The sequence below is a fragment of the Mycolicibacter kumamotonensis genome, assembly GCF_002086285.1.
GTDB lineage: Bacteria > Actinomycetota > Actinomycetes > Mycobacteriales > Mycobacteriaceae > Mycobacterium > Mycobacterium kumamotonense.
In genome coordinates this window covers 26,441-48,765 of the sequence record NZ_MVHU01000014.1, presented here as the reverse complement: position 1 = coordinate 48,765, position 22,325 = coordinate 26,441, and the positions used below count along the sequence as shown (strand labels likewise).

The window sequence follows — 22,325 nt, the reverse complement described above, 5'->3', positions numbered from 1 at the left end:
CCCATTCCTACCGTTGAGGCGCCGGTCATGCCCCGAGATCCGCGCAAGAAAGGGGCCGCCCGGTCGGATCCGCCGGGTCAGCAGCGCACCGCGGTGACGAACTCCGCGAACGCGTCCGCGTCATCGCTCATCGGCACGTCCGTCCACCGGCCCAACCGGCGCATCTCCTCAAGGGAGTGCTGGGCGGTGGCAGTCCAGCCGTGCCCGTTGAGCCATTCGGTGACCGCGGCCCGGTTCTCGTCGTGGTAGATCAGATCCTGCACGTCCACGGTCTGCTCCAGGCCGATCTGCTCGGCGACCTTCTTGAACCGGTCCGCCATCTCCTGGCGCCGCTCATCGGCGTGGTTGGCCGCGGTCTCCGCCGCGATCCGGCTTCCGGGGGCACTGAGCGCGGTGATCTGGTCGAACAGCCGGTCCTGACCCTCGGCGGGCAGATACATCAGCAGCCCCTCTGCCAGCCATGCCGTCGGGACCGCCGGGTCGAACCCGGCGGCGGCCAACGCGGCGGGCCAGTCCTGTCGCAGGTCTATGGGCACCGCGCGCCGCCGCACCGACGGCGTCACGTCGTGAGCGGCCAGCGTGGCCTCCTTGTAGGCCAAGACCTTCGGCTGGTCGATCTCATAGACCGTGGTGTCGCCCGGCCAGTCCAGCCGGTAGGCCCTTGAGTCCAGGCCCGAGGCCAGGATGACCATTTGGCGGATGCCGGCGTCAATGGCTGCGGCGAAGTAGGCGTCGAAGAAGTGCGTCCGGACCGCCTGGTAGTTGCGCATGTGGTGATAGACCGCGGCGATCTCGGGGTCCACGGCGTCCAGCTTGTCGCTCAGTGAGTCGTCGAGCAGCGTCTCCCACACTCCGGTGCCGGCCTCGGCAACCAGAAGCCTGGCGTACGGATCGGAGATCAACGGCTCGGGGCTGTCGCTTTCGACCGCGCGGGCAGCAGCCACCATCACCGCCGTCGAGCCGACGCTGGTGGCGATGTCCCAGGTGTCGTCATGGGTACGCAGTGAACTCATCGGTTACCTCGCTTGCTCGGTGTCGCCGTCGCAAGCCATGCTACCGAAAAAAGTTAGGCAACCTATTCACCGTTTTCGGCGGCCCGTGGCGCCGGCGACCGAAGTTGCCAGAGCCGGTTCGCCAGCAGCGCCTGCATGTTGGCGATCACCGCGGCCGACTCGTCGCGGTCGCCCAGGGCGGCGATATAGAACCCGATCCCCCACACCAGGGCCAACAGCGTCTCGGTCAGGTCCTCGATCGTCGCCGTGGTGACGAGTTCTCCCCGCTTGATGGCTTCGGTGAGCGACTCGGTGAGAAACTGCCGGGTGGGCCCCTGCAGGTCGCCTACCAACAGCCGCAGTTCCGGGTCCCGCTGGGCGTCCAGCACCGCGGTGACGGCGAAGGCCGCGGCGGTGCGATTCTCTTCGCCGAGTTGGGCAAACGCGTAGATGACCGAGGACAGTCGTGCGATCAGACCGTTCTCCATGCGCGCCAGCTCGACGGCGTTGTCGAGGATCGACTCGTTGCGGTTCAGCACCGCCTGGTACAGCAATTGCTTGTTCGCGAAGTAGTGGTTGATCGCCGGGCGGGTCAGATGCGCGCGAGCGGCAACGGCCTGAAACGTCGCCGCGTGATAGCCGAGCTCACCGAAGACACCGCTGGCAGCGACGACGATGCGTTCCCGGGTCACGTTCGACCGGGCGCCGCGCGGCCGCCCGAGCCGTGGAAACGCGATTTCCTCCATTGGGAAATTCTAACACCAGAGCGATTACCCGTCGGTAAATTCCTCATTACGATCATTCACTTCTGTATCCCGTGGTGAGTACCCAGCGGGGACCCAGCGAACTAAAGTCGACTTATGGGCGCGGTCCTTTCCCGACAGGCGTATTTCGAGACAGGTCTCGATGTGCTGTCCGAACTGGGCTACGGCGGCCTGAAGCTGGCCGAAGTGTGCAATCGGCTCGGGGTGACGACGGGCTCGTTCTACCACTACTTCGCCAGTTGGCCGGTCTACACCCGCGACCTGATTCAGCACTGGCTGGAGGCGCGCACCGTCCAGCACGTGGAATTCGTCCGGGCCATGCCGGACCCGCGGGAACGCCTCGACAGCCTGATCCAGATCGGCCTGGCACTGCCGCACGGTGCGGAGGCCGCGATCCGGGCCTGGAGTTCGGCGGATCCGGCGGTGCACGCCGTGCAGGCCGAGGTCGACCGGCAACGTTTCGACATCCTCTACGAGTCGGCGGTACAGGTGCTGGGCGACAACCGTCAAGCGCACCTGTTCGCCAGTTGGGGGATGTATCTGCTGATCGGATACGAGCAGGCGCTGCTACCGCGCGACAGCGCCGCGATCGAGTGGATATCCGGCCAGTTACTGGAGGCTCTCGACTCGGGCCGATTCGCGGACGCGAGCACCGCCGTTCCGCCGTTCACAGCGAGCTGATGCGCTGCACCGCCAGCCGCGGCCCGCGCCGCGGTTCGACCGCCAGCCCACTTTCGATGAGCAATCGCACCACCCGGTGCCGATGAGGCCGCATCGGCTCCAGCAACTCGAGCATGGCGTCGTCGTCGATCGGATGGCCCAGCAGCGTCCAGCCGATCATCTTCGCGACGTGGTAGTCGCCGACCGAGACCGCGTCGGGGTCGCCGAAGGCGCGCTGCGCCGTCTCCGCAGCGGTCCACACGCCGACGCCGGGCAGCGACATCAGCGCCGCCCGCGCCTCGTCCGCCGACCGGTTCACCAGCCGTTCCAGCGACGCCGCCCGCTGCGCGCAGCCGACGACGGTGCGGGCGCGGCCGCCGTCGACGTTGGCGCGGTGGAATGTCCACGACGGGATGCTGCACCACACCTCGGCCGACGGCGGCACCCGCATCCGCACCGGTGCCGGGCCTGGCGCCGGCGCACCGAACTCGGTGACCAGCAGCCGCCAGGCCCGGAACGCATCGGCGCCCGGCACCCGCTGTTCGAGGACGGCCGGGATGAGCGCTTCGAGCACTCGATGGGTGCGGCCCAGCCGAAGGTGCGGCAGGCGCCGGTGCGCGGCGGCCACCGTCGGCTCGGTCGGCGCGAAGCCGGATGCGTCGTCATCGGCGCCCAGCAGTCCCGGCGCGCCGTCGAGGAACTCGGCGGCGCCGGCACCCCACGCCTCGCAGTCCACCGCGTCGGGCGCCGCGCGGGCGATCCGCGCCGTCACCGGCCCGCTGGGCATCAGGCTGGTCCGCCAGATGGCGCCGTCGATGATCTGCAGGCAGGGATCGCCGGGACCGCGGCGCAACGGGGCCAACGTCACCGCTGGGCTGGCCGGGCCGGGAAATGTGACGGTACAGCGAAGGGAACTGTCGATGAGGCGATCATAGGGACCGTCGGCCCACGTTGACCGCTTCGCTTCGCCACGCCACCATGAGGGGGTGGCCACCCCCTTCGACGACCCGCAGGCGGAATTGGCGTGGATGTTCCTGCAGGGCATCTGTGGCGACGACGACTTGAACGACATTTTCACGCTGGTCAGTGACGACTTCACCTACTGGAGCATCCTGACCCGCGAGGCGATCGACGCGGACGCATTGCGCCAGCAGGTGCAGGAGCGCCGTCGCGGGCTGCGGGTCGCCCTGGATCTGACCCGCTGCATCAACGAGGGCGAGACGGTGGTGATCGAGGCGCACGGCGAATGCGTCACCGCAGACGGCGCCCACTACGACAGCCCCCTGGTGTTCATCGTCGACACCCGCGACGGCCGGATCGTGTCGGTGCGCGAGTACACCGAGACACGGTTCGCCGCCGAGGTGCTGGGGATTTAGTCTCCGGAGACGCTGATGTCGGCCTTGTCCGGGTAGAAGGCGACGTGCCCGGCGATCGCGGCGACCGCGGGAAACGGCTGCTCGTAGGTCCAGATCGCGTCGGCGACCGTGTCGCCGCCCGCCGTGGTCACGCTGAAGTAACTGGCGTGCCCCTTGAACGGGCAATAGCTGGTGGTGTCGGTGCGGGTGAGCGCGGCCTCGCTGACATCACCGCGGGGAATGTAGTACACCGCCGGGTAGGCCGCCTCCCGCAGCGTCAGCGCGGCGCGGGTGTCGGCGATGGTCTGGCCCTGCACGCGCACCTCGACCCGGCCGGCCGTCGGCTCGATCGTGATCGGGTGTTCGGCGGTGGGTTCCAGAACGGGTAGATCACTCATGGCAACTCCTCACACGTAGCAGGTGCAACACCGTTTCGCGGTGAAGATTCCCGGCCCCCCTGGTCTGATCCGCGTCGCCGGGTCAGGCCGGTCGTTTGGCGTCGCGCAGCGTCATCCAGAATCGGGCGGCCTCGCGGATCGATTCCTCCACCGGCCGGGGCTTCCAGCCCAGCTCGCGTACCGCCTTGCTGTGGTCGACTTCGAACTCCGCGCGCATCATCCGAACGGATTTCAGCGACAGCTCGGCGTCCTTGCCGCTCAGTCGGGCCTTCAGCGCGCCCAGCGCCCCCAGGCCGTAGAGCGCCGGCACCGAGATCGACCGCGGCGGCGGCGGCACCCCGGCCTCGTCGGCCGCGATCCGGATGATCTCGGCGTTGGTGATCATGCGCTCGGAGATCAGGTACCGCTCCCCGTTTCGGCCGTGTGTGGCGGCCAGGATCAGTGCCTGCGCCGCGTCGTCGACCCCGACGGCCTCCAGCCGGATGCCGTCCATCACGAACGGCAGTTTGCCGTAGACGGCGCCGGCGATGAATGCCCCGTGCGGGGTGCGGCCCCAGTCGCCGTCGCCGTAGGTGCTCGACACACACATCGCGACGGCCGGCAGGCGGGCGTCGGCCGCATAACGGCGCACCAGGTCTTCGGCCTGCACCCGGGACTGGACGTAGGGGGTGAGGCGGCGACGGTCGATCTGGTCGGCCTCGGTGGCGACATGGCCGCGGCGACGGCCGACGGTCACGTAGCTGCTGGTGAACACGAACCGGCGCAGGCCGGCCGCGACCGGCTCTTCGGTCGCCACGTCGAGGACGTTGTGCAGGCCTTCGACGTTGGTGCGGAACAGCGGGGCCGGATCGCGCAGCCAGGCCCGGGTGTCGACGACGCAGTAATAGATGTCCTCGCAGCCGGTCATCGCCGCACGCAGCGTGGCGGTGTCGAACACGTCGCCGTGGAACCGGGTGACGTCCAGGTCATCGATCCCGATCGTGTTGGCGCCGCTGCGCACCATGACCCGCACATTCTCACCCGCATCGACCAGCCGGCGCGTGACGTGCGAGCCGAGGAATCCGTTGGCGCCGATGACGAGCTTGGGGCGGGCGTTCACTCGGTCCCCCCGAACTGCTGCATCCAGGCCGACGCCTCCTCATCGAGGGTGCCGAGATCCTGCGCCTTGCGGCACCACTTCATGGACGCGGCGACGAAGCGCAACGGGTTGTAGATGTCCTCCTGCCGGCTCCACAGGCCGTCGCCGGCGTAGGTGATGATCGAGATGTTGGTGGCGCTGATGATGGTGCCGTCGCCGGGGTCGCGCATCGGGTTGTCCAGTTCGCAGATGATCCGGCCGCCGGCCTCGTCGATGACCGTCCACAGCGCCGGGAACTCGGTCATGTGGCTGCCCGGGAACGTCGACATCGTCTGGCGGATCCAGCGGCGCACCTCCTCGCGGCCGTGCATGGTGCCCATGGCGTGTTCGACGTATTCCACGTCGGGGGTGTAGTGGCCGACCCAGGCGTCCCAGTCCTTGGTCTCGGCGGCTCGGGCGACGGTCTGCTCGAAGGTCTCGAATGCTGCCGCGAGCTCCGCGCGGCTGAACTGCGGATTCGTCATGCGAAGAACTAGAACACGTTCTAGCCGCGTTGTCGAGGATAATGGCGGGCATGACCGATAACCAGCGCGCGATCCTGGCCGGCGGCTGCTTTTGGGGCATGCAGGATCTGATCCGCAAACAACCCGGGGTGGTGTCCACCCGCGTCGGCTACACCGGCGGCGACGTACCGAACGCCACCTACCGCAATCACGGCACCCACGCCGAGGCCATCGAGATCACCTACGACCCGGCCGTGACCGACTACCGCAGTCTGCTGGAGTTCTTCTTCGCCATCCACGACCCGACGACCCCCAACCGGCAGGGCAATGACATCGGGCCGAGCTACCGTTCGGCGATCTTCTACCTCGACGACGAGCAGCGCCAGATCGCGGTGGACACCATCGCCGACGTGGAGGCTTCCGGGCGCTGGCCGGGCAAGGTGGTGACCGAGGTCAGCCCGGCCGGTGACTTCTGGGAGGCCGAGCCCGAGCACCAGGACTACCTCGAGCGGTTCCCCGGCGGCTACACCTGCCACTACGTCCGGCCGGACTGGCAGCTGCAGCGTCAGCCCTAGCGACTCTCCACGGCGCGCTGCCCCTAGGAGGCGGCCCGGTCAGGCTCGCCGGTGTACGGTGATCCGCCCGCCCTTCTTCGGGGTGAAGGCCACCCCGCGGGCGTGATACTTCTCCCCCGGCTCGCCAGTGGGCTCGATGGTGAAGTGCCGCAACACTGTTCGCAGCACCAGGTCCATCTCCAGGTTGGCGAACGTCGATCCGGGGCAGCGTCGGCTGCCCCCGCCATAGGGCAGCCACTCGAAGGCCGACGGGCTGCCGGTAAGAAACCGCTGCGGGTCGAAGCGTTGCGGGTCGGCAAAGGCGGAGGGGTTCTGGTGAATCTGGTTGATCCCGACGATCAGCCCGTACCCGCGCGGAATGACCCATTCGCCGATCTGCACGCTGGGGGCATAGACGTGCCGGCCGGCGAAGTCGATCACCGTGCGCACCCGCTGAACTTCTCGAATGGCGGCGCGGCGCAACGTGTTCTTGTCGGTGTCGGCCTCGGCGGTGAGCTCGTCGAGCCACTCCGGAAAGCGGCTCAGCCGCTCGAAGACCCAGGCCATGGTCGAGGCCGTGGTCTCGTGACCCGCCGCCAGCAGGGTCAGCAACTCGTCCGCGATCTCTCTGCGGGTCATCGCCGTACCGTCGTCGTAGGTGCTGGTCAGCAGCAGGGTCAGCACGTCGGTGCGGTTCTCGAAGTTCGGGTCGGCGCACACGTCGTCGATCAGCTTGTCCAGGATGGTCTCGTACTGGTCGCGCCAGGCGGCCAACCGGCCCCACGGGGTGAATCGTCCGTAGTTGCGGACCGGAATCGGCAGCGCCACCAGTCGCGAGCCCAGCGTCACCCATTTCGGCAGGCCGATCCGCAACTGGTCGAGTTCCGCGCCTTCGGCGCCGAAGATCGCGCGCAGGATCACGTTCAGGGTGATCCGGTTCATCGGCAGCAGCGTCTCGAACGGCGTGCCGGTGGGCCAGTCCTTGATCTCGCGGAGGGTCTCCTCGACGATGATCTGCTCGTAGGCCCGCACACTCTTGCCGTGGAACGGCGGGCTCAACAGGTTGCGCCGGCGCCGATGCTCGGCACCGTCGAGGGCGAACACCGAACCCGGCCCGAGGATGCGAGACAGGTTGGGCTGGATGTTGCCGACGTCTTCGGGGTTGGCGAGGAACACCTGCCGGGCCAGGTCCGGTTCGGTGACGAAGACGGTCGGCCCGAACACCGGGCTGTTGATGGTGAACGCGGCGCCGTAGCGCCGGGTCAGGTGCTCCACCGCCTGGCGCCGCGCCAGGGTCAGCAGCAGGCCCGACAGCGCCTTGGGGACTCGCGGCCCCGGCGGAAGGTTGATCGCCGGCGGCACCTGGGTGTCGACGATCTCAGAGGTCTGGCTGCCTACCGTCTGGGTCATGCGATGCCTCCCCGGCGCGACGTGGTACCGATGCGTACCAAATACTTGTCGGCCACGGTACCCTTAAGTACCGGCGACTGGCAAGGGTTCGCGGGTGGAGAGGTACGGCGATGACGACTCTGGCGGTCAACGGTCCGGCGGCAGACGCGGCCGACCTGTTCCGGCGCCGGCTGCTCGACGGCCTGGCCGACTCCATCGCCGAGCGCGGCTACCGGGCCAGCACCGTCGCCGACATCGTGCGCGCCGCGCGAACCTCCAAACGCACCTTCTACGACTGCTTCGCCAGCAAGGAAGAGTGCTTCTTGGAGCTGTTGCGCGCCGATAACGAGGAGCTCGCCCAGCGGATCCGCGCCGCGGTCGACCCGCAGGCCGACTGGCAGGACCAGATCCGCCAGGCGGTGCAGGCCTACGTCGACCAGATCCGGGCCCGGCCGGCGATCACGTTGAGCTGGATCCGGGAACTGCCGTCGCTGGGTGAGGCGGCGCGCCCGGCCCAGCGACGCGGACTGGATCTGATGTCGAACCTGCTGGTCGAGCTCAGCGGCAGTCCGGGATTCCGGCGGGCCGACCTGCCGCGGCTGAGCCCGGCACTGGCGGTGATCCTGCTGGGTGGTCTGCGGGAGCTGACCGCGCTGGCCGTCGAGGACGGCACCGATGTCGGCGCTATCGTCGATCCCGCCGTCGATGCGTCCATTGCGCTGCTGGGGCCGCGGCGCTGAACTACCGTTGGCCCGTCGGACGCATCGGAGAATCCGGAGGACCGCCATGCGACTCTCAACGCGCAACCAACTCACCGGGACGATCGCCGACGTTGACGTCGGTGCGGTGATGGCCGTGGTCAAGATCCGGCTCGACGGGGGCGACCAGGTCATCACCTCGTCGGTCACCCGCGATGCCGCCCTGGACCTCGACCTCAAGGTCGGTCAGCCGGCCACGGTGTTCATCAAATCGACCGAGGTCACCATCGGCGTCGAGTAGTCCCGGAAGCACTAATTCCAGGGCAGCGCCAGCTTGCAGATCTTGCGCACCACGGTGCCGAACTGCTTGAGCAGCGGGCCGGTGTTGTAGGCAACCCCGTAGCGTTCGCAGATCTCTCGCACCCGCGGGGCGATCTCGGCGTAGCGGTGCGCCGGCAAGTCGGGGAACAGGTGGTGCTCCACCTGGAACGACAGGTTGCCGGTCAGGATGTGGAACCACTTGCCGCCGGTCAGGTTCGCCGAACCGAGAATCTGGCGGTAGTACCACATTCCGCGTGACTCGTTCTCGGCCTCCTCGACGGTGAACTCCTGTGTGCCGTCGGGGAAGTGCCCGCAGAAGATGATGGTGTAGGCCCACACGTTGCGCATCAGGTTGGCGGTCATGTTGCCCGCGAACACCAAAGGCGCGAACGGACCCGCCAGCAGCGGGAACGCCACGTAGTCCTTGAGAGTCTGGCGACGCACCTTCTGCCAGGTCTCACGCAGCATTTCGCGCTTGTCGGCGAAACCGATCTCACCGGCACGGATGCGCTCGGTCTCCAACTCGTGCACCGCCACCCCGTACTGGAACAGCACCATCAGCAGGAAGGCATACAGCGGATTGCCCAGAAAGTAGGGCTCCCAGGGCTGCTTCTCGCTCATCCGCAGGATGCCGTAGCCGACGTCGCGGTCCATCCCGACGATGTTGGTGTAGGTGTGGTGCATGTAGTTGTGCGAGTGGCGCCACTGATCGGCCGGGCAGGCGGTGTCCCACTCGAAGTGCTTGCCGTACAACGCCGGTTCGCCCATCCAGTCGTACTGGCCGTGCATGACGTTGTGGCCGATCTCCATGTTGTCGAGGATCTTCGACAGCCCCAGCATCACGGTGCCGGCCAGCCAGGCCGGCGGAATGATGCTGAAGAACAGCAGGGCGCGCCCGCCGACCTCCAGGGAGCGCTGCGCCTTGATGATCCGGTGGATGTAGTCGGCGTCGCGTTCGCCGAGGTCGTCGAGGACGCTTTGGCGCAGGGCGTCGAGCTCGGCGCCGAACTCGTCGAGGTTCGGCGGGAGATCCGAGCGCTTGAGGACCCGGGGCTGCTCGGTCTGCGGGCGCTCGAGGACTGACTGTGTCATGGTTGTCTCCTTGGGTCTAGAGGTCGATGTCGACGTCGCCGACGGGCACCGACACGCAGATCTGGATGTCTTCACTCTCGGAGCTGGAGATCGCTCCGGTGATCAGGTTTCGCACCGTGCCACCGGTTTTGCGGCAGGTGCAGCTGTGGCAGATGCCCATCCGGCATCCGCTGGCCGGCTGCAGGCCGGCTGCTTCAGCCTGCTCCAGCAGTGGCCGGCCGTCGTCGACCACCGAGATGGTGCTGCCCAGGAAGGTCACCTGCCCCCCGGAAGCTTCGGCCGGGGGCGCGAACTCCGGCGGCACGAAACTCTCCGAGACGGCGTCGGGCCGCTGCTCGCGCACGGCCGCCACCAGCGCCGGCGGGCCGCACACGTAGACCGCGTCCGGTTCCGGGCCGACTGCGGCCAGGTGCTTGGCGTCGAAATAGCCCTGCAGGTCACCGGCTTCCGGTGCGCGGGTGTAGCCGTGCAGCACCTTCACCCGCGGCATCGCGGCGAGTTCCTCGCGATAGCAGGCCTCCTCGGAGGTACGGGCGTAGTGGATGAACGTCACCCGGCCGGCATAGCGTTCGGCGATCAGCGTGCGCAGCATCGACATCACCGGGGTGATTCCGCTGCCGCCGGAGATCAGCAGGATGCGCCTGGGCCGGATCGCGGGCAGCACGAAGTCGCCGCCCACCTTGTCCAGCCCGACGACCATGCCGGGGCGGGCGTTGCGGTACAGGTGCTCGGAGACCAGACCGGACTCGTGGCGGCCGATGGTGAGCTCGATGAGCCGCTGCCCCTCGGCGCTGGCCGGCGAGTAGCACCGGGTGCGCCGGCGCCCGTCGATGTCGACGGACATGTTGATGTGTTGGCCGGCCCGAAAGCCCTCGAATGCGTCATTGGGTTCCAGCAGCAGGGTCACGCTGCGCGGGGTGGCGCGGCGGACCGCGACGACCCGGGCCCGGGCGTCGTTGCGGGTCCAGGTCGGCGACACCAGTTCGGTGTAGCGGTCAACCCCGTGGGGGCCGGTGAGCAGGTCGAGCAGACCGGAGCCCAGTACCCGCCGCGTCAAAGTTTGAGTGAACATATGTACACAGTGAACACTTGTTCACGAGCTGTCAAGGGCTATACGCCCGCTGTGCTAGGCTTCACACCGGTGAACAGTCGTACGCCGAATTCACGGTCGGGGCGAACGAGGCCGCCGCGCCCACCCCGCCCCGAGCGTTCCGCGCGTCCGCCCCGCCCCGAGCGGCCGGAGCGGCCCTCGCGCGAGGAACGCAAGGAGGCCACCCGCCGCGCCATCATCGGCGCGGCACTGACGCTGCTGGACGAACGCAGTTTCAGCGCGCTGAGCCTGCGGGAGGTGACGCGCGCGGCCAACATCGTCCCGGCCGCCTTCTATCGGCACTTCGAGTCGATGGACGCGCTGGGCCTGGTGCTCATCGACGAGTCGTTTCGGGCGTTGCGGGAGACGCTGCGCGACGCCCGCAGCGGCGGGGTCGATCCCAACCGGATCATCGAGTCATCCGTCGAGGTACTGATCAGCAGCGTGGCCGCCCGCCCGGAGTACTGGCGCTTTATCAACCGGGAACGCTTCAGCGGTATGACGGTGCTGCGCTATGCGATTCGCACCGAGATCCGGTTGATCACCTCCGAGCTGGCCACCGACCTGGCGCGCTTCCCGGGCTTGAGCGGGTGGAGCACCGAGGATCTGAACATCCTGGCGGGCCTGTTCGTCAACGCGATGACCGTCAACGCCGAGGCCATCGAGGAGGCCCCCGACGCGGAGGCGCTCGCCGAGATCAAGCACGTTGCCGTCAAACAACTCCGGATGATCGCCCTGGCTGCCGAGGGCTGGCGCAGCAAGCCCTGAGCGGTGCGGATCTGGGCGCTTTGGTGGTAGCGCCCAACGGCATGTATGCCACGGCAACTGCCGCTTCTGGGCACCAGCTCGGACGACAAGGACCATCCGGCGGGCGAGTCGCCCGGCTCTACGGCGGCTACCGACTACCCGGCTCGCGGGTGCGCCGCACGCGTGGCGTGGCTTGATGGTGTCGCAGTGGAACACCGCGGCGGGCTGGCCGTAGCGGGTGATGCAGTTCCTCTTCATCTGCGGCGCGGGAGCACTATGGGGTCTGCCGAGCCTCTGGGCAATGCTCCGCCACGGCGGCATAAGCTACCTCCGGTTGAGCGGCAAAGGGTTTGAGATCCGGCAAGGGTTGACATCGCGTTGCGGTACTTGGAACGAAGTGGGCGGCGTCGCGGCGGGCGCGCCCGGCCGGCCCTGGCCGATGCGAGGCACCCTTTTCCTGTTGGGGTCCGAGGAAAGTCCTCCCCTTCCCTTGTGGTGGATTCCTTCACGCCGGGCGGGCACGCGCTGCGGGAATGGGTGCGGTTCTACTGGTCGCACCCCGAGCACCGGGCGGAACTGACCGACTTCCGTGCTTTGGAGCGTCTCCGCAACCTGACGTGAGCCGAATGGGCCGCCCGCGACCGCAGCCGCCAACGTAAATCTCAGTGTCTTCCAGGCCAAATGATCGGGATACGAGAGAAAGCTGAGTTTTTCCTGGGTAATTGCTACTGTCCCAGCCAACTGGTCCCACAACTTCGGCGACGGGGAATCGATCGTGACAACAATCAAGCAGGTCCTGTGCGGTGCGGCTGTGGCAGGCCTGGTTGCCGGAACCGGGGCGGCGGTCGGGACGCAGGCGGGACTGTCCGCCCGCACTGCCGAATGGATGCTTGCCGCCGAGCACGTGCTGCTGATCGGCGTCGACGGCGTGAACCTCTCCAAGATCCTCGAATACGCCTACAACGACGCCAGTGGCTTCAAGACGGCGATGGACCAGGGCATCACCGGGGCCGCGACCGAGGTCAACCACACCACGATCTCCGGGCCGTCGTGGTCGACGATCCTCACCGGGGTGTGGGACGACAAGCACGGAGTGATCAACAACCTGTTCCGGCCCGAGCCGTACGACAAATGGCCGACGGTGTTCAACCTGATCGAATACAACAAGCCCGAGATCGACACCACGATCATCAGCAACTGGCACTACCTCAACGAATTGGCCTCTGCGGGCGGGTATTCGGCCGACAACAACGTCTTCGTCCCGACGGAGGGCAGCCCGGCCGATTCCGACGCGATGGTCACCGCGCTCACCATCGCCCAAATCATGGCGACCCAGAACAACCCGGACGATATCTCGAGTTTCCTGTTCTCCTACCAGTCCCAAGCCGATACCGCCGGCCACTCGTTCGGTGGCGGGTCTGATGAGTACATGCAGGCAGTCATCAATCTCGGCGCCAACATCAAGGAGATTCTGGCCGCGATCGAAGAAGTCAAGGCGATCACCGGGGACGACTGGTCGATCATCCTCACCACCGACCACGGCCACACCCAGTCGCTGGGCTTCGGCCACGGCTTCCAGTCGCCGAATGAGACGACGCAGTTCGTCATCTTCGATCAAGCCGGCGCTGACACCACCGACGGCAGCCAGAACCTGAACTACTCCATCGCCGATATCACGCCGACGATTCTGGCGCTGTTCGGAGTTCCGATGCGCTCGGACTTCGACGGTGTCTCGATGACCGACCCGGCCATCGTGAACAGCATCGTCGCACCTGTCGACCTCAAGCAGGCACTGACCGACGCGATCGCGATGTTCGGCTACCCCAACATCGGCAACGACATCGAACTGGCCATCCGCACGGTGATCGCCAGCATCCCCTACGGGATCAACCTCGGCCTGACCGAGATCACCAAATTTTTGCAGAGCGTCATCGACCAGGACATCTTCCTGCTCAGCGGGCTGGCCGAAATCACCCAGCAGGTCGTCCAATTCACCGGGCGAGTGGTCGTGGACTCCACCAATGCCATGGCCGTGGCGATCTCGCACCTGCTCGGAGCGGGTGTCATCGAGCCCACCGACGCGCCGCTGCCACTGCCCGGAGGCGCCGACTTCACCCTGCCCGACTTCCCCGACACCGCTCTGCCCCTGCTCGACATCGATGCCCCGTTGGGCTGACACGCCATGACGACCACCAAGCAGTTTCTCTGTGGCGCAACCGTTGCCGGCCTGGTCGCCGGAACGGGGGCGGCGGTCGGGCCGCAGGCGGGGCTGTCCACGCTGAGCGCCGAGTGGATGCTTGCCGCCGAACACGTGCTGCTGCTCGGCACCGACGGCACCAACCTGGACAAGATCCTCGAGTACGCCTCCGGCGATGACAGCGGATTCACGATGCTCATGGACCGGGGTATCACCGCTGCCACCAGCATCATCGGCCACCAGACGATGTCCACCCCGTCGTGGTCGACGATCCTGACCGGGGTGTGGGACGACAAGCACGGAGTGGTCAGCAACATCTACCGTCCCGAGCCGTACACGACCTGGCCGTCGGTGTTCAACCTGATCGAGTACCACAAGCCCGAGATCGACACCACGGTCATCTCGGGCCGGGGCTTGTTCACCGAGATGGCCTCCACGGGCGGCTATCCGGCCGACCACATCGTCGGCATCTCCGGTGGCTCCACGTCGGCGGAGATGGACGCGCTGGTCACCGACGAGACCGTCGCCAGAATTCTGGCGACCGCGAACAATCCGGACCTCTCGACCTTTATGTTCGCCTACCAGTCGCAGGTCGATCACGCCGGACACTCGTTCGGCGGCGGGTCGCAGGAGTACGCCCAGGCCGTCATCAATGTCGGGGCCAACTTCAAGCAGATCCTGGAGGCGGTCGCCCAAGCCGAGGCGGCCACCGGGGACCGCTGGACGATCATCGCCGTCACCGACCACGGCCACCAGCAGAACCCGGACCTGCCCGGTTTCAGCCTCGGCCACGGCTTCCAGTCGCCCAACGAGACGTCGAGTTTCATCATGTTCTCCCTGGCCGGCAATGAGGCGCAGGCCGGCGCCCAGAACCTGGCCTACCGCACCGTCGACATCACCCCGACGATCCTGCAGGTCTTCGGGATCCCGATGCGGTCGGACTTCGACGGCGTCCCGATGCAGACCGACCCGGAACTGCTCAACAGCGTCGTCTTCCCGGTCGATCTCAAGCAATCCCTCACCGAGGCGATCGACAGCTTCGGCTACCCCAACATCGGCACCGAGATCATGCTGGGCCTTCGCGCGCTGGCCGGCGGCGCCGGATACATGCTCCAGAGTTATGTCCTCAACCCGATCGACAACTATCTGCAGTCGATCATCAACCAGGACATCTTCCTGATCAGCGGGCTGGCCGAGGGCGCCCAGTGGGCGCTGCGGACCGTCGGCGGGGTCGCCGTCGACGTGGTCGCGGAGTTGGGCCGAGCGGTCGGATACCTGACCGGGGCAGGTGTCATCGCGCCGAACGACGCACCGCTGCCGCTACCGGGTGGCGCCGAGTTCACCGGTTCGCTGGAGGCCTTGCTGGCCGACCACGCCGTTGTCGCTCCCGACTTGGCCGACTCCGACCTGCCCCAACTCGACGTCGACACACTTGTGGGCTGATACTTCTCCGCAGTACCGGAGTCCAGGAGAAGGAGCGGCGAAGACGTGAAGACCCCTATCTGCGAGCAGTACGGCATCGAATTCCCGCTCTTCGCCTTCAGCCACTGCCGCGATGTGGTTGCCGCGGTGACCAACGCGGGCGGCTTCGGCGTGCTCGGCGGTACCGCTTACACCCCTGAGCAACTGGACCGGGAGTTGAGCTGGATCGACGAGCAGGTCAAGGGCAAGCCATACGGCATCGACATCATCGTGCCGGCCAAATTCGAGGGCAAGGGCGAGAATCTGTCCGGCAGCCAACTCTCCGACCGGATCCCGGATGACTACAAGACCTTTATCGCAGAACTGTTGGCGCAGCACGACATCGAGCTCGATGCCACCCCCCGGCTGGGACCGGCCATGCTCGCCGGCAGCACCGGGGAACAGCTCCTCGAGGTTGCCGTCACCCATCCGATCCGCCTGATGGCCAATGCGCTCGGTGTGCCACCGGACTACATGATCAAGTCGGGGAAAGACAACGGGATCCCCGTCGCGGCCTTGGTCGGCGCCAAGGAACACGCCCTCAAGCAGGTGGCCCACGGCGTCGACCTCATCGTCGCCCAGGGCACCGAGGCCGGCGGCCACTGCGGCGAAGTCTCCACGCTGGTCCTGGTTCCCGAAGTCATCGAGGCCATCGACGACGCGGTGCCGGTGCTGGCCGCGGGCGGGATCGTGACGGGTCGGCAGATGGCAGCCTGCGTGGCCCTGGGTGCGGCCGGAGCATGGACCGGTTCGGTGTGGCTGACCACCGACGAAGCCGAAACCGCCCCGCACACCAAGCAGAAGATGCTGGCGGCGTCCTCACGGGACACCATCCGCTCCACGGGACGCACCGGCAAGCCCGCCCGACAGCTGGTGTCCGACTGGACCGACGCGTGGCGCCCCAACGAAAAGGGGCACCCGACTTTGCCGCTGCCGCTGCAGTCCATGCTGGCCGAGCCCGCCCTGCGCCGCGTCGATATGCTGGCCGCGTCCGGGCACCCGGGAGCGCAAGCACTGTCCACCTATTTCGTCGGCCAAGGCGTGGGCCTGATGAACAAGGTGCGGCCGGCGCGCGAGGTGGTGTTCGAGTTCGCGCAGGACTACCTCGCGGCCGCCGAACGGCTCGGTAACTCCGTCAGCGACTAGCCATCGCCGCTATCGGGGATCCCGCCACATCTTCCACAGCGTCGGCCCACCATTCGGCAACGTGATCTCCCCGGTCACCCGGAAGCCGAAACGCTCGTAATACGGCACGTTTTCGGGCTTGCTGGACTCCAGATACGCCGGGCAGTACTCGGCGTCGCAGCGATCCAGCCGCGGCTGCATGACGGCCCGCCCGAAGCCGCGCCCGCGCACCGAGGGATCACTGCCGATCACCGCCAGATACCAGTGCGGCTCCTCGGGGTGGTTGGCTTCCAACAGATCCGCGACCGCCCGCCCTTGCGAAACACGCAGACCGAACGAGCGGATCAGGGCCGGCGCCATCAGCAGCTGCGTCCATATCGACTGCCTCCAGCGGCCCGGCGGGTCCCACAACGCGGCCGCTCCGACGTCGGAGCCGTCGCTGGCTATCTCCACGCCCCCACCGGCCAGGTGGTGATACCGGGTGGACGTGGCGAAGTAGGTGGTCATCTGCGCGGTGCGCGCGGCGTCGTCGGGCAGCATCCACATCGACACCGGATCGTCGTAGAACGCGCGGCCCAGCGTCGCGGCCAGCGGCGTGATGTCGGGTTTGCGCGCGGTCCGCACATCGATAGCCATCCCGCCAGATTAATGCGTCGCGTCCGGGCGTCGTAGCGAGCAAGATCAGCGACTATGAGCACCCTGTTGTGGGACCAGCACACCTGCCTGCCACTACGCGACGGCACCGAGGTGGCGCCGCTGGCCCGCTACCAGCACCGGGGCGGAGCCGTCCTGTCGGTGAATGCGGGCTACTCACCGCAGCGGTTCGCCGACACCATGGGGCTGTTGCGGTACTTTCGGAGCGCGATCGACGCCCATCCGGACCTGACGTTGGCGGCCGGCCTGGCCGATGTCGAGGCGATCACCGGCGCCGGCGGCATCGCGGTGGTGTTCGACCTGGAGGACTCCAACCCCCTCGATGACGATCTCGACAACCTGGCCGTGCTGGTCGAGCACGGGGTGCGCACCCTGTTGCCCACCTACAACCACGCCAACCGGGCCGGTCACGGCTGCCTGGACGCCCGCGACGGCGGGCTGACCGCGTGGGGGCGCGCGATTGTGGCCGAGATGAACGCCGTGGGCATGGTTCCCGACGGCTCGCACTGCAGCGCTCGCACCGGGCTGGGCCTGTGTGAGGTGTCGACCACGCCGGTCATCTACAGCCACTCCTGCATGGCCGCGATCTGGGAGCACCCCCGCAACATCACCGACGATCAGGCTCGGGCATGCGCGGGAACCGGCGGCGTCGTCGGCATCACCGGGGTGGGAATCTTCCTGGGGCCCAACACTCCCACGCTGGAGGCGATGACACGGCACCTGGAGTACGCGGTCGAGCTGGTGGGCATCGAGCACGTCGGGGTCAGCACCGATTACTCCTTCGATCCCACCGAGCTCACCGACGAGCTGGCCGCCAACCCGCAGTTGTTCGACGACAGCTACACCCGCTGGGGGCCGATCCAGTGGATGCCGCCGGAGACCTGGTTGCGGTTAGGCGAGCACCTGTCGGCGCGCGGCTGGACCGATGCCGATATCAGCGCGGTACTCGGCGGGAATTTCCACCGGGTGGCTCGCCTGACCTGGCACGATTAGCTCTTGCGGATGAATTCACTTATTGCACTGAGGAACTCGGCCGGTTTCTCCACGATCGGGCTGTGTCCTGATCCGGCGATGAGGACGGGCGGCAGTCCGGCGGCCCCGTAGCGGTCAACGTTGGCCTGGGTCGGGGTCAGCACGTCATGTTCGCCCCAGAGCACCAGCACCGGCTTGCCCAGGCCTGCCAGCCGGTCGGCGACCGCGCGTTGCTCGTTGATGGCGGACGCGGTCTTGGCGTCGCACAAGGCGTTGTGCGTCATCCGTTTCAACGACCGGTACGCCAGCTCGGGAACGGGGAAATCCGCGGCGAATCCGGTTTGCAGCGAGGGCTTGTCGACGGCGTCGATACCCCGCAAGCTGTCCACCGCGGCGCCCAGCACCGGCCAGCACACCGCGTTACCCAACGCGGGCAAGGCGACCATCCCCGGCGCGGCAGGGGTATCGGAGACCACCACGCGCTCCACCAGCTGCGGTGCGCTCTCGGCCAGAGCGGTGGCCACCAGCCCTCCCATCGAGTGCCCGATGATCGCAGCGTGGCGCACACCCAGCGCATCCAGCGCGTGGCGCACCGTTGAGGCCTGCCCCTCGGCGCTGTAGGCCGCCCGATCCCGCGGTGCTTCCGAGCCGCCGTGGCCGACCAGGTCGATCGCGATCACCCGGGTGCCATGCGCCAGCGCCGGCGCCACCATTTCCCACCATTGGATCGACGCGGTGTATCCGTGCAGCAGCACCACGGCGCGGTCTCCGCCGGAGCCGTATTCGCGGATGTTCACATCGGGCCCGGCCAACTCGAGCACCCGCCCACCGGCGAACGGCTCGGCGGACCGTGAGATGCGGGCCGTCACCACCGCGTTGACCAGCAATACGATGAGGACGGCCACGAGGACCACAGCGGCAAGGCGTTTACCCACCCGCTGACGGTATCTCGGGCTTAGCCTGGATCGAGAGTGAACCCACAGGAGGTAGCCGTGAGTGACCACGACATTCGGATGATCGTCTTGTCCACCGACGACCTGGATGAATCGATCAAGTTCTACAGCGAAACCCTGGGCATGCCGCTGAAGTTTCGCGACGGCGCGCACTTCGCCGCGCTCGACGGCGGATCGGTAACCCTGGCGCTGGCGACCGCGGTCGACCACCCCATCCACGGCCAGGTCGTGGTCGGCATCAAGACCGATGACGTCGACGGCGCCGCGAAGGCCATCGAGGCCAGCGGCGGCGGGATCGTCAAGGGCCCCTACGACGATGCGCATGAGCGCCGGGCCGTGGTCTATGACAACAAGGGCAACGGGCTGGTGTTCTATAAGCCGCTGGGGCGGTAGCGGGTCAGAGACGCGCAAGCGCACCGGCGTGCTCTGCTCCGCCGGGTTCTCCCGTGGCGACGACATCGACTCGGTAGCCTCTTCCGCTATGCGGCGGTATACAGGGGACGCCTATGGCCGGCGGGGGTGTCGATGTTCACCGCCGGGCAGATAGTCGCCGGCTACCGCATCCTGCGGGTTCTCGGTACCGGCGGCATGGGGACGGTGTATCTCGCGACAAATCCGGCACTTCCCCGTCGCGAGGCACTGAAGGTTCTTTCCGCGGAGCTGTCGCGCAACCCTGACTTCCGTGCCCGCTTCGTCCGCGAGGCCGAGGTAGCCGCGAGCCTCGACCACCCCCACATCGTCTCGGTCTACAACCGCGGGCAGACCGCGGACGGCCAGTTGTGGATCGCCATGCAGTTCGTCGACGGCACCGACGCCGAGGCCGCGCAACGAAGCGGAACTATGACCGCGCAGCGCGCCGTGCACATCGTCACCGACGTCGCCAAAGCCCTCGACTACGCCCACGCTCGCGGCGTCATCCATCGCGACGTCAAGCCCGCCAACTTCTTGTTATCGGGCACGCCGGGCGCAGACGAACGCGCCCTGCTGGGTGATTTCGGTATCGCCCGAGCCCTCGACGACGTCGGGTTGACCGCCACCGGATCGGTGTTGGCGACCATCGCCTACGCGGCACCGGAAGCTCTGTCCGGCGCTCAACTCGACGGTCGCGCCGACATCTACTCGCTGGGCTGCACCCTGTTCTCCCTGCTGACCGGCCGCACACCGTTCTCGTCGGGCAACGGGATGGCGGCAGTGATGATGGCCCACCTGCATCATCCGCCGCCAAGGGTCAGCGATTTCCTGTCCCACCTGCCGCCGGCACTCGACGTCGTCATCGCCACGGCCATGGCCAAGGATCCGGCAGCCCGTTTCCCCTCGGCGAGTGCCCTGGCCCAGGCGGCGCAGGCGGCGCTGTCCGATCAGTTGCCCGCCGGTTCGCACTACGCTACCCCGCAGGCCGCATTGCGGCCGGCCTCAGAACCCCTGCAGGAGAGGCGATCTCGCCCGCGACGGCGTGCATGGATGCTGGCCGGCGCCGCGGCGGTCCTGTTGGTGTCCGGTTCGATAGCCGCTGTCACGATGGCGGACCGCGAGCATCCCGCCGAGCCGGCCACCGCGGTCGCATCGGAGGCATCGGCGCACTCCACGATTCCCCTAGCCGGCCCCGAACCAGATTCCCCGCTAGGGCCCGCATCCAACGATGTGCAACCGGCGGCGCTGCGAGCGATCCTGTTACCCGCCGACCAACTCCGAAGCAACAGCACCGCACGCGAGCTGGTTCTCGAAGAGGACTTCACCGCCTTGCTCGATGACACCGCCGCCACTCCCCCGGACTGCGTCGGCACCTGGGCTCCCGCGCAGGAACGCGCCTACGGCGGTCGCGGACAGACCGGCGTTGCCGTGCAGGTCCTTCGCGCGATGAACCGCAGAGCCACCGACGAGGGAGTGGTCCAGGCCGTCGTGTCCTACCCGACGCACATGGCCGCGGTGCAATCGCTGCAAGAACAGCAGCGCCAATGGCAGCGCTGTGCCGGCCAGTTGATCACGGTCGCCGTCGCCGGTAGCGGCCCGCAGGCGTGGGAGTTCGGCCCCTCGGAGGTGTTCGCCGGGACCGTTACGTCGGCAGCCAGGCTGCGCGACGGCACCGCGGTCTGCCAGCACGGCATCAATGTGCGCGGAAATGTACTCATCGACATCCGGCAGTGCCTTCCGCGCGGCGGCAACGACGTAGCTGCCCTCGTTAACGCCACCGGCGACCGGGTGCCCCACCAATAAGCCCCGCCCGTCTTAGCATGAACTGCTACCACCACCAGGAGGTCCACTGATGATGACCACGCGCTGGCATGCAGGTATCAGTTGGCTGCTGGTCACCAGCGTGCTGATCGTGTCCTGCAGCTCGTCGCTAACCGCGGGAACTCCTGTTGCCGAGCACTCTTCGGCCCCGGCGCCGGCCGCGGCCGCCCCACCGCCGCCTCCTGAACCGCCTCCTCCCCCCTCGGATGAAGACCAGATCCGCCAGACCGTGCAGGCGTTCCAAGATGCCTACAACACGCAGAATTGGGACTCCTACAAGGAGCAGATGTGCCCGGCGATGCGCGACCAATTCACTGACGGGCCGGTCATGGACCTCTTGAAGAAGACCCGCATCGACAACGGGCTGACCCGTGCCACGGTGAGCGCGGTGGAGATCGACGGTGACATCGCCACAGTGACACTCGACTCGCAGAACGAGGCGCTGGGAAACCTTGCTCCCACACTGCGATTGCAGCGCGCTGACGGCTGGAAGATCTGCGTGCGGTAACACACCCGAGGCTCACACCGGCTCCTGTGGCGGCCTGCGGCGATCTTGTTGTTCATTGGGGCGACCCCACCCGGTGAGCACAATCAGACAGCTTGCGCCGTGCCCTCTGGGGCGGGATCCGCATGCAACCCCTTATCGTCTACAACGGAGATTCTGAAAGCCGTTGGCGCGGTACGGACTTAGTGCCGGGGCGGAAACGCCTCGGGACAGGCCGCCCGCAGCTTATCGGCGGTCAGATAGATCTGGTCACCGGCTTTTTGAATGCGCTCGGCTTCCCCGGATGAATCTTGTGGCGAGGACTCTTGGGCATCGCCTTGGATGATCTGGGCCAGCAGGGCGAAGCCGTCCGCCCAGCTATTCAAGTCGTCTTTGATCGCTGGATCGGAAACTGATTGCGCTGCGGCGCGCGCCTTCTCGCTCAGCGCCGCGGTACCGTCGGCTTCGGTGAGTGGGTTGTTGTTGCCTTGAGCCAGCGCATCCATGGAGTTTTCCGAATCTGCCCGCCACAGCTGAGCCAGCTGGGCCACCACAGCGCAGTCGTCGGCGGATGCGGCGGAGGGCGACCGGTGGTGTCGCACCGCC

At 67.3% G+C, this 22,325-nt stretch carries 26 protein-coding genes; 14 read left to right on the top strand and 12 right to left on the bottom strand.

Annotation, left to right across the window (positions count from 1 at the left end; all coding sequences use genetic code 11):
* Positions 1–77: 77 nt before the first annotated feature.
* Positions 78–1,013: a class I SAM-dependent methyltransferase gene (locus BST28_RS11285; RefSeq protein ID WP_019736972.1), complete on the bottom strand. Its 936-nt coding sequence runs from the start codon at positions 1,011–1,013 to the stop codon at positions 78–80.
* Positions 1,014–1,075: 62 nt separating this feature from the next.
* Entirely contained in the window at positions 1,076–1,738 is a 663-nt protein-coding gene (locus BST28_RS11280) for a TetR/AcrR family transcriptional regulator (RefSeq protein WP_083081059.1), read from the bottom strand.
* A gap of 114 nt (positions 1,739–1,852) precedes the next feature.
* Here BST28_RS11280 and BST28_RS11275 point away from each other — a divergent pair, with 114 nt between their 5' ends.
* Positions 1,853–2,437: a TetR/AcrR family transcriptional regulator gene (locus BST28_RS11275; RefSeq protein WP_083081056.1), complete on the top strand. Its 585-nt coding sequence runs from the start codon at positions 1,853–1,855 to the stop codon at positions 2,435–2,437.
* On the opposite strand, the gene BST28_RS11270 is transcribed toward BST28_RS11275, so the two are convergent.
* The gene (locus tag BST28_RS11270; protein WP_029249544.1) at positions 2,424–3,338 is read right to left on the bottom strand and encodes a DNA-3-methyladenine glycosylase family protein; all 915 of its coding nucleotides are present in this window, start codon (positions 3,336–3,338) and stop codon (positions 2,424–2,426) included. The two genes, BST28_RS11275 and BST28_RS11270, sit on opposite strands and share 14 nt — an antisense overlap.
* A 64-nt stretch (positions 3,339–3,402) precedes the next feature.
* Between BST28_RS11270 and BST28_RS11265 the strand changes: the two genes are divergently transcribed.
* Complete coding sequence (locus BST28_RS11265; protein WP_019738744.1) at positions 3,403–3,792, top strand: nuclear transport factor 2 family protein; 390 nt, start codon at positions 3,403–3,405, stop codon at positions 3,790–3,792.
* Here the strand turns inward: BST28_RS11265 and BST28_RS11260 are convergent.
* From BST28_RS11260 to BST28_RS11250, 3 genes are all read right to left on the bottom strand, one after another.
* Positions 3,789–4,169 carry a DUF427 domain-containing protein gene (locus BST28_RS11260; RefSeq protein WP_019738745.1) on the bottom strand — a complete coding sequence of 127 codons (381 nt, stop codon included), beginning with the start codon at positions 4,167–4,169 and terminating at the stop codon, positions 3,789–3,791. The two genes, BST28_RS11265 and BST28_RS11260, sit on opposite strands and share 4 nt — an antisense overlap.
* An 82-nt stretch (positions 4,170–4,251) precedes the next feature.
* On the bottom strand, positions 4,252–5,268 hold the full coding sequence (locus tag BST28_RS11255) for an NAD-dependent epimerase/dehydratase family protein (protein ID WP_019738746.1): 1,017 nt from the start codon (positions 5,266–5,268) through the stop codon (positions 4,252–4,254).
* Entirely contained in the window at positions 5,265–5,771 is a 507-nt protein-coding gene (locus BST28_RS11250) for a nuclear transport factor 2 family protein (RefSeq protein ID WP_019738747.1), read from the bottom strand. Before BST28_RS11250 ends, BST28_RS11255 begins: the two co-directional genes overlap by 4 nt.
* A gap of 50 nt (positions 5,772–5,821) precedes the next feature.
* Between BST28_RS11250 and msrA the strand changes: the two genes are divergently transcribed.
* On the top strand, positions 5,822–6,325 hold the full coding sequence (msrA, locus tag BST28_RS11245) for a peptide-methionine (S)-S-oxide reductase MsrA (protein ID WP_019738748.1): 504 nt from the start codon (positions 5,822–5,824) through the stop codon (positions 6,323–6,325).
* A 39-nt stretch (positions 6,326–6,364) separates the two neighbouring features.
* On the opposite strand, the gene BST28_RS11240 is transcribed toward msrA, so the two are convergent.
* Complete coding sequence (locus tag BST28_RS11240; protein WP_083081054.1) at positions 6,365–7,714, bottom strand: cytochrome P450; 1,350 nt, start codon at positions 7,712–7,714, stop codon at positions 6,365–6,367.
* 110 nt (positions 7,715–7,824) lie between these two features.
* On the opposite strand from BST28_RS11240, the gene BST28_RS11235 reads away from it, so the two are divergent.
* Both BST28_RS11235 and BST28_RS11230 read left to right on the top strand, forming a co-directional pair.
* Complete coding sequence (locus tag BST28_RS11235) at positions 7,825–8,433, top strand: TetR/AcrR family transcriptional regulator (protein ID WP_019735269.1); 609 nt, start codon at positions 7,825–7,827, stop codon at positions 8,431–8,433.
* A 46-nt stretch (positions 8,434–8,479) separates the two neighbouring features.
* A complete protein-coding gene (locus BST28_RS11230) occupies positions 8,480–8,692 on the top strand; it encodes a TOBE domain-containing protein (RefSeq protein ID WP_019735270.1) in 213 nt (70 codons plus the stop codon).
* A gap of 11 nt (positions 8,693–8,703) precedes the next feature.
* Here the strand turns inward: BST28_RS11230 and BST28_RS11225 are convergent, their stop codons facing one another.
* Positions 8,704–9,804 carry a fatty acid desaturase family protein gene (locus BST28_RS11225; protein WP_083081052.1) on the bottom strand — a complete coding sequence of 367 codons (1,101 nt, stop codon included), beginning with the start codon at positions 9,802–9,804 and terminating at the stop codon, positions 8,704–8,706.
* A gap of 16 nt (positions 9,805–9,820) precedes the next feature.
* Positions 9,821–10,876: a ferredoxin reductase gene (locus tag BST28_RS11220; RefSeq protein ID WP_019735272.1), complete on the bottom strand. Its 1,056-nt coding sequence runs from the start codon at positions 10,874–10,876 to the stop codon at positions 9,821–9,823.
* Positions 10,877–10,945: 69 nt separating this feature from the next.
* Between BST28_RS11220 and BST28_RS11215 the strand changes: the two genes are divergently transcribed.
* The 5 genes from BST28_RS11215 (at position 10,946) to BST28_RS11200 (ending at position 16,445) form a co-directional block, all read left to right on the top strand.
* On the top strand, positions 10,946–11,662 hold the full coding sequence (locus tag BST28_RS11215) for a TetR family transcriptional regulator (RefSeq protein ID WP_083081049.1): 717 nt from the start codon (positions 10,946–10,948) through the stop codon (positions 11,660–11,662).
* Positions 11,663–12,133: 471 nt separating this feature from the next.
* A complete protein-coding gene (locus BST28_RS25090; RefSeq protein ID WP_272937535.1) occupies positions 12,134–12,262 on the top strand; it encodes a hypothetical protein in 129 nt (42 codons plus the stop codon).
* 154 nt (positions 12,263–12,416) lie between these two features.
* Complete coding sequence (locus BST28_RS11210) at positions 12,417–13,817, top strand: alkaline phosphatase family protein (RefSeq protein ID WP_083081046.1); 1,401 nt, start codon at positions 12,417–12,419, stop codon at positions 13,815–13,817.
* 6 nt (positions 13,818–13,823) lie between these two features.
* Positions 13,824–15,281, top strand: a complete 1,458-nt coding sequence (locus BST28_RS11205) for an alkaline phosphatase family protein (RefSeq protein ID WP_083081043.1) — start codon at positions 13,824–13,826, stop codon at positions 15,279–15,281.
* A 45-nt stretch (positions 15,282–15,326) separates the two neighbouring features.
* On the top strand, positions 15,327–16,445 hold the full coding sequence (locus tag BST28_RS11200) for a nitronate monooxygenase (RefSeq protein ID WP_083081040.1): 1,119 nt from the start codon (positions 15,327–15,329) through the stop codon (positions 16,443–16,445).
* Positions 16,446–16,454: 9 nt separating this feature from the next.
* Here the strand turns inward: BST28_RS11200 and BST28_RS11195 are convergent, their stop codons facing one another.
* The gene (locus tag BST28_RS11195) at positions 16,455–17,060 is read right to left on the bottom strand and encodes a GNAT family N-acetyltransferase (RefSeq protein ID WP_083081037.1); all 606 of its coding nucleotides are present in this window, start codon (positions 17,058–17,060) and stop codon (positions 16,455–16,457) included.
* Positions 17,061–17,114: 54 nt separating this feature from the next.
* On the opposite strand from BST28_RS11195, the gene BST28_RS11190 reads away from it, so the two are divergent.
* On the top strand, positions 17,115–18,071 hold the full coding sequence (locus BST28_RS11190; RefSeq protein WP_083081034.1) for a dipeptidase: 957 nt from the start codon (positions 17,115–17,117) through the stop codon (positions 18,069–18,071).
* On the opposite strand, the gene BST28_RS11185 is transcribed toward BST28_RS11190, so the two are convergent.
* Positions 18,068–18,985, bottom strand: a complete 918-nt coding sequence (locus BST28_RS11185; RefSeq protein WP_165758076.1) for an alpha/beta fold hydrolase — start codon at positions 18,983–18,985, stop codon at positions 18,068–18,070. The two genes, BST28_RS11190 and BST28_RS11185, sit on opposite strands and share 4 nt — an antisense overlap.
* Before the next feature lie 78 nt (positions 18,986–19,063).
* On the opposite strand from BST28_RS11185, the gene BST28_RS11180 reads away from it, so the two are divergent.
* From BST28_RS11180 to BST28_RS24065, 3 genes are all read left to right on the top strand, one after another.
* Positions 19,064–19,396 (top strand): VOC family protein, encoded by a 333-nt coding sequence (locus BST28_RS11180; RefSeq protein ID WP_373693206.1) that lies wholly within the window; start codon positions 19,064–19,066, stop codon positions 19,394–19,396.
* Between the two features lie 132 nt (positions 19,397–19,528).
* A complete protein-coding gene (locus BST28_RS11175; protein ID WP_165758077.1) occupies positions 19,529–21,217 on the top strand; it encodes a serine/threonine-protein kinase PknH/PknJ in 1,689 nt (562 codons plus the stop codon).
* 49 nt (positions 21,218–21,266) lie between these two features.
* Positions 21,267–21,743 (top strand): Rv0361 family membrane protein, encoded by a 477-nt coding sequence (locus tag BST28_RS24065; protein WP_165758075.1) that lies wholly within the window; start codon positions 21,267–21,269, stop codon positions 21,741–21,743.
* 179 nt (positions 21,744–21,922) lie between these two features.
* Here BST28_RS24065 and BST28_RS11165 read toward each other — a convergent pair whose 3' ends face one another.
* Entirely contained in the window at positions 21,923–22,273 is a 351-nt protein-coding gene (locus BST28_RS11165) for a hypothetical protein (protein ID WP_133054296.1), read from the bottom strand.
* Positions 22,274–22,325 lie beyond the last annotated feature (52 nt).

Coding starts and splice junctions, on each gene's coding strand:
- BST28_RS11285 (WP_019736972.1), bottom strand. CDS start 1,013: ATGAGTTCACTGCGTACCCATGACGACACCTGGGACATCGCCACCAGC.
- BST28_RS11280 (WP_083081059.1), bottom strand. CDS start 1,738: ATGGAGGAAATCGCGTTTCCACGGCTCGGGCGGCCGCGCGGCGCCCGG.
- BST28_RS11275 (WP_083081056.1), top strand. CDS start 1,853: ATGGGCGCGGTCCTTTCCCGACAGGCGTATTTCGAGACAGGTCTCGAT.
- BST28_RS11260 (WP_019738745.1), bottom strand. CDS start 4,169: ATGAGTGATCTACCCGTTCTGGAACCCACCGCCGAACACCCGATCACG.
- BST28_RS11250 (WP_019738747.1), bottom strand. CDS start 5,771: ATGACGAATCCGCAGTTCAGCCGCGCGGAGCTCGCGGCAGCATTCGAG.
- msrA (WP_019738748.1), top strand. CDS start 5,822: ATGACCGATAACCAGCGCGCGATCCTGGCCGGCGGCTGCTTTTGGGGC.
- BST28_RS11240 (WP_083081054.1), bottom strand. CDS start 7,714: ATGACCCAGACGGTAGGCAGCCAGACCTCTGAGATCGTCGACACCCAG.
- BST28_RS11235 (WP_019735269.1), top strand. CDS start 7,825: ATGACGACTCTGGCGGTCAACGGTCCGGCGGCAGACGCGGCCGACCTG.
- BST28_RS11230 (WP_019735270.1), top strand. CDS start 8,480: ATGCGACTCTCAACGCGCAACCAACTCACCGGGACGATCGCCGACGTT.
- BST28_RS11225 (WP_083081052.1), bottom strand. CDS start 9,804: ATGACACAGTCAGTCCTCGAGCGCCCGCAGACCGAGCAGCCCCGGGTC.
- BST28_RS11220 (WP_019735272.1), bottom strand. CDS start 10,876: ATGTTCACTCAAACTTTGACGCGGCGGGTACTGGGCTCCGGTCTGCTC.
- BST28_RS11205 (WP_083081043.1), top strand. CDS start 13,824: ATGACGACCACCAAGCAGTTTCTCTGTGGCGCAACCGTTGCCGGCCTG.
- BST28_RS11195 (WP_083081037.1), bottom strand. CDS start 17,060: ATGGCTATCGATGTGCGGACCGCGCGCAAACCCGACATCACGCCGCTG.
- BST28_RS11190 (WP_083081034.1), top strand. CDS start 17,115: ATGAGCACCCTGTTGTGGGACCAGCACACCTGCCTGCCACTACGCGAC.
- BST28_RS11180 (WP_373693206.1), top strand. CDS start 19,064: ATGATCGTCTTGTCCACCGACGACCTGGATGAATCGATCAAGTTCTAC.
- BST28_RS11175 (WP_165758077.1), top strand. CDS start 19,529: ATGTTCACCGCCGGGCAGATAGTCGCCGGCTACCGCATCCTGCGGGTT.
- BST28_RS24065 (WP_165758075.1), top strand. CDS start 21,267: ATGATGACCACGCGCTGGCATGCAGGTATCAGTTGGCTGCTGGTCACC.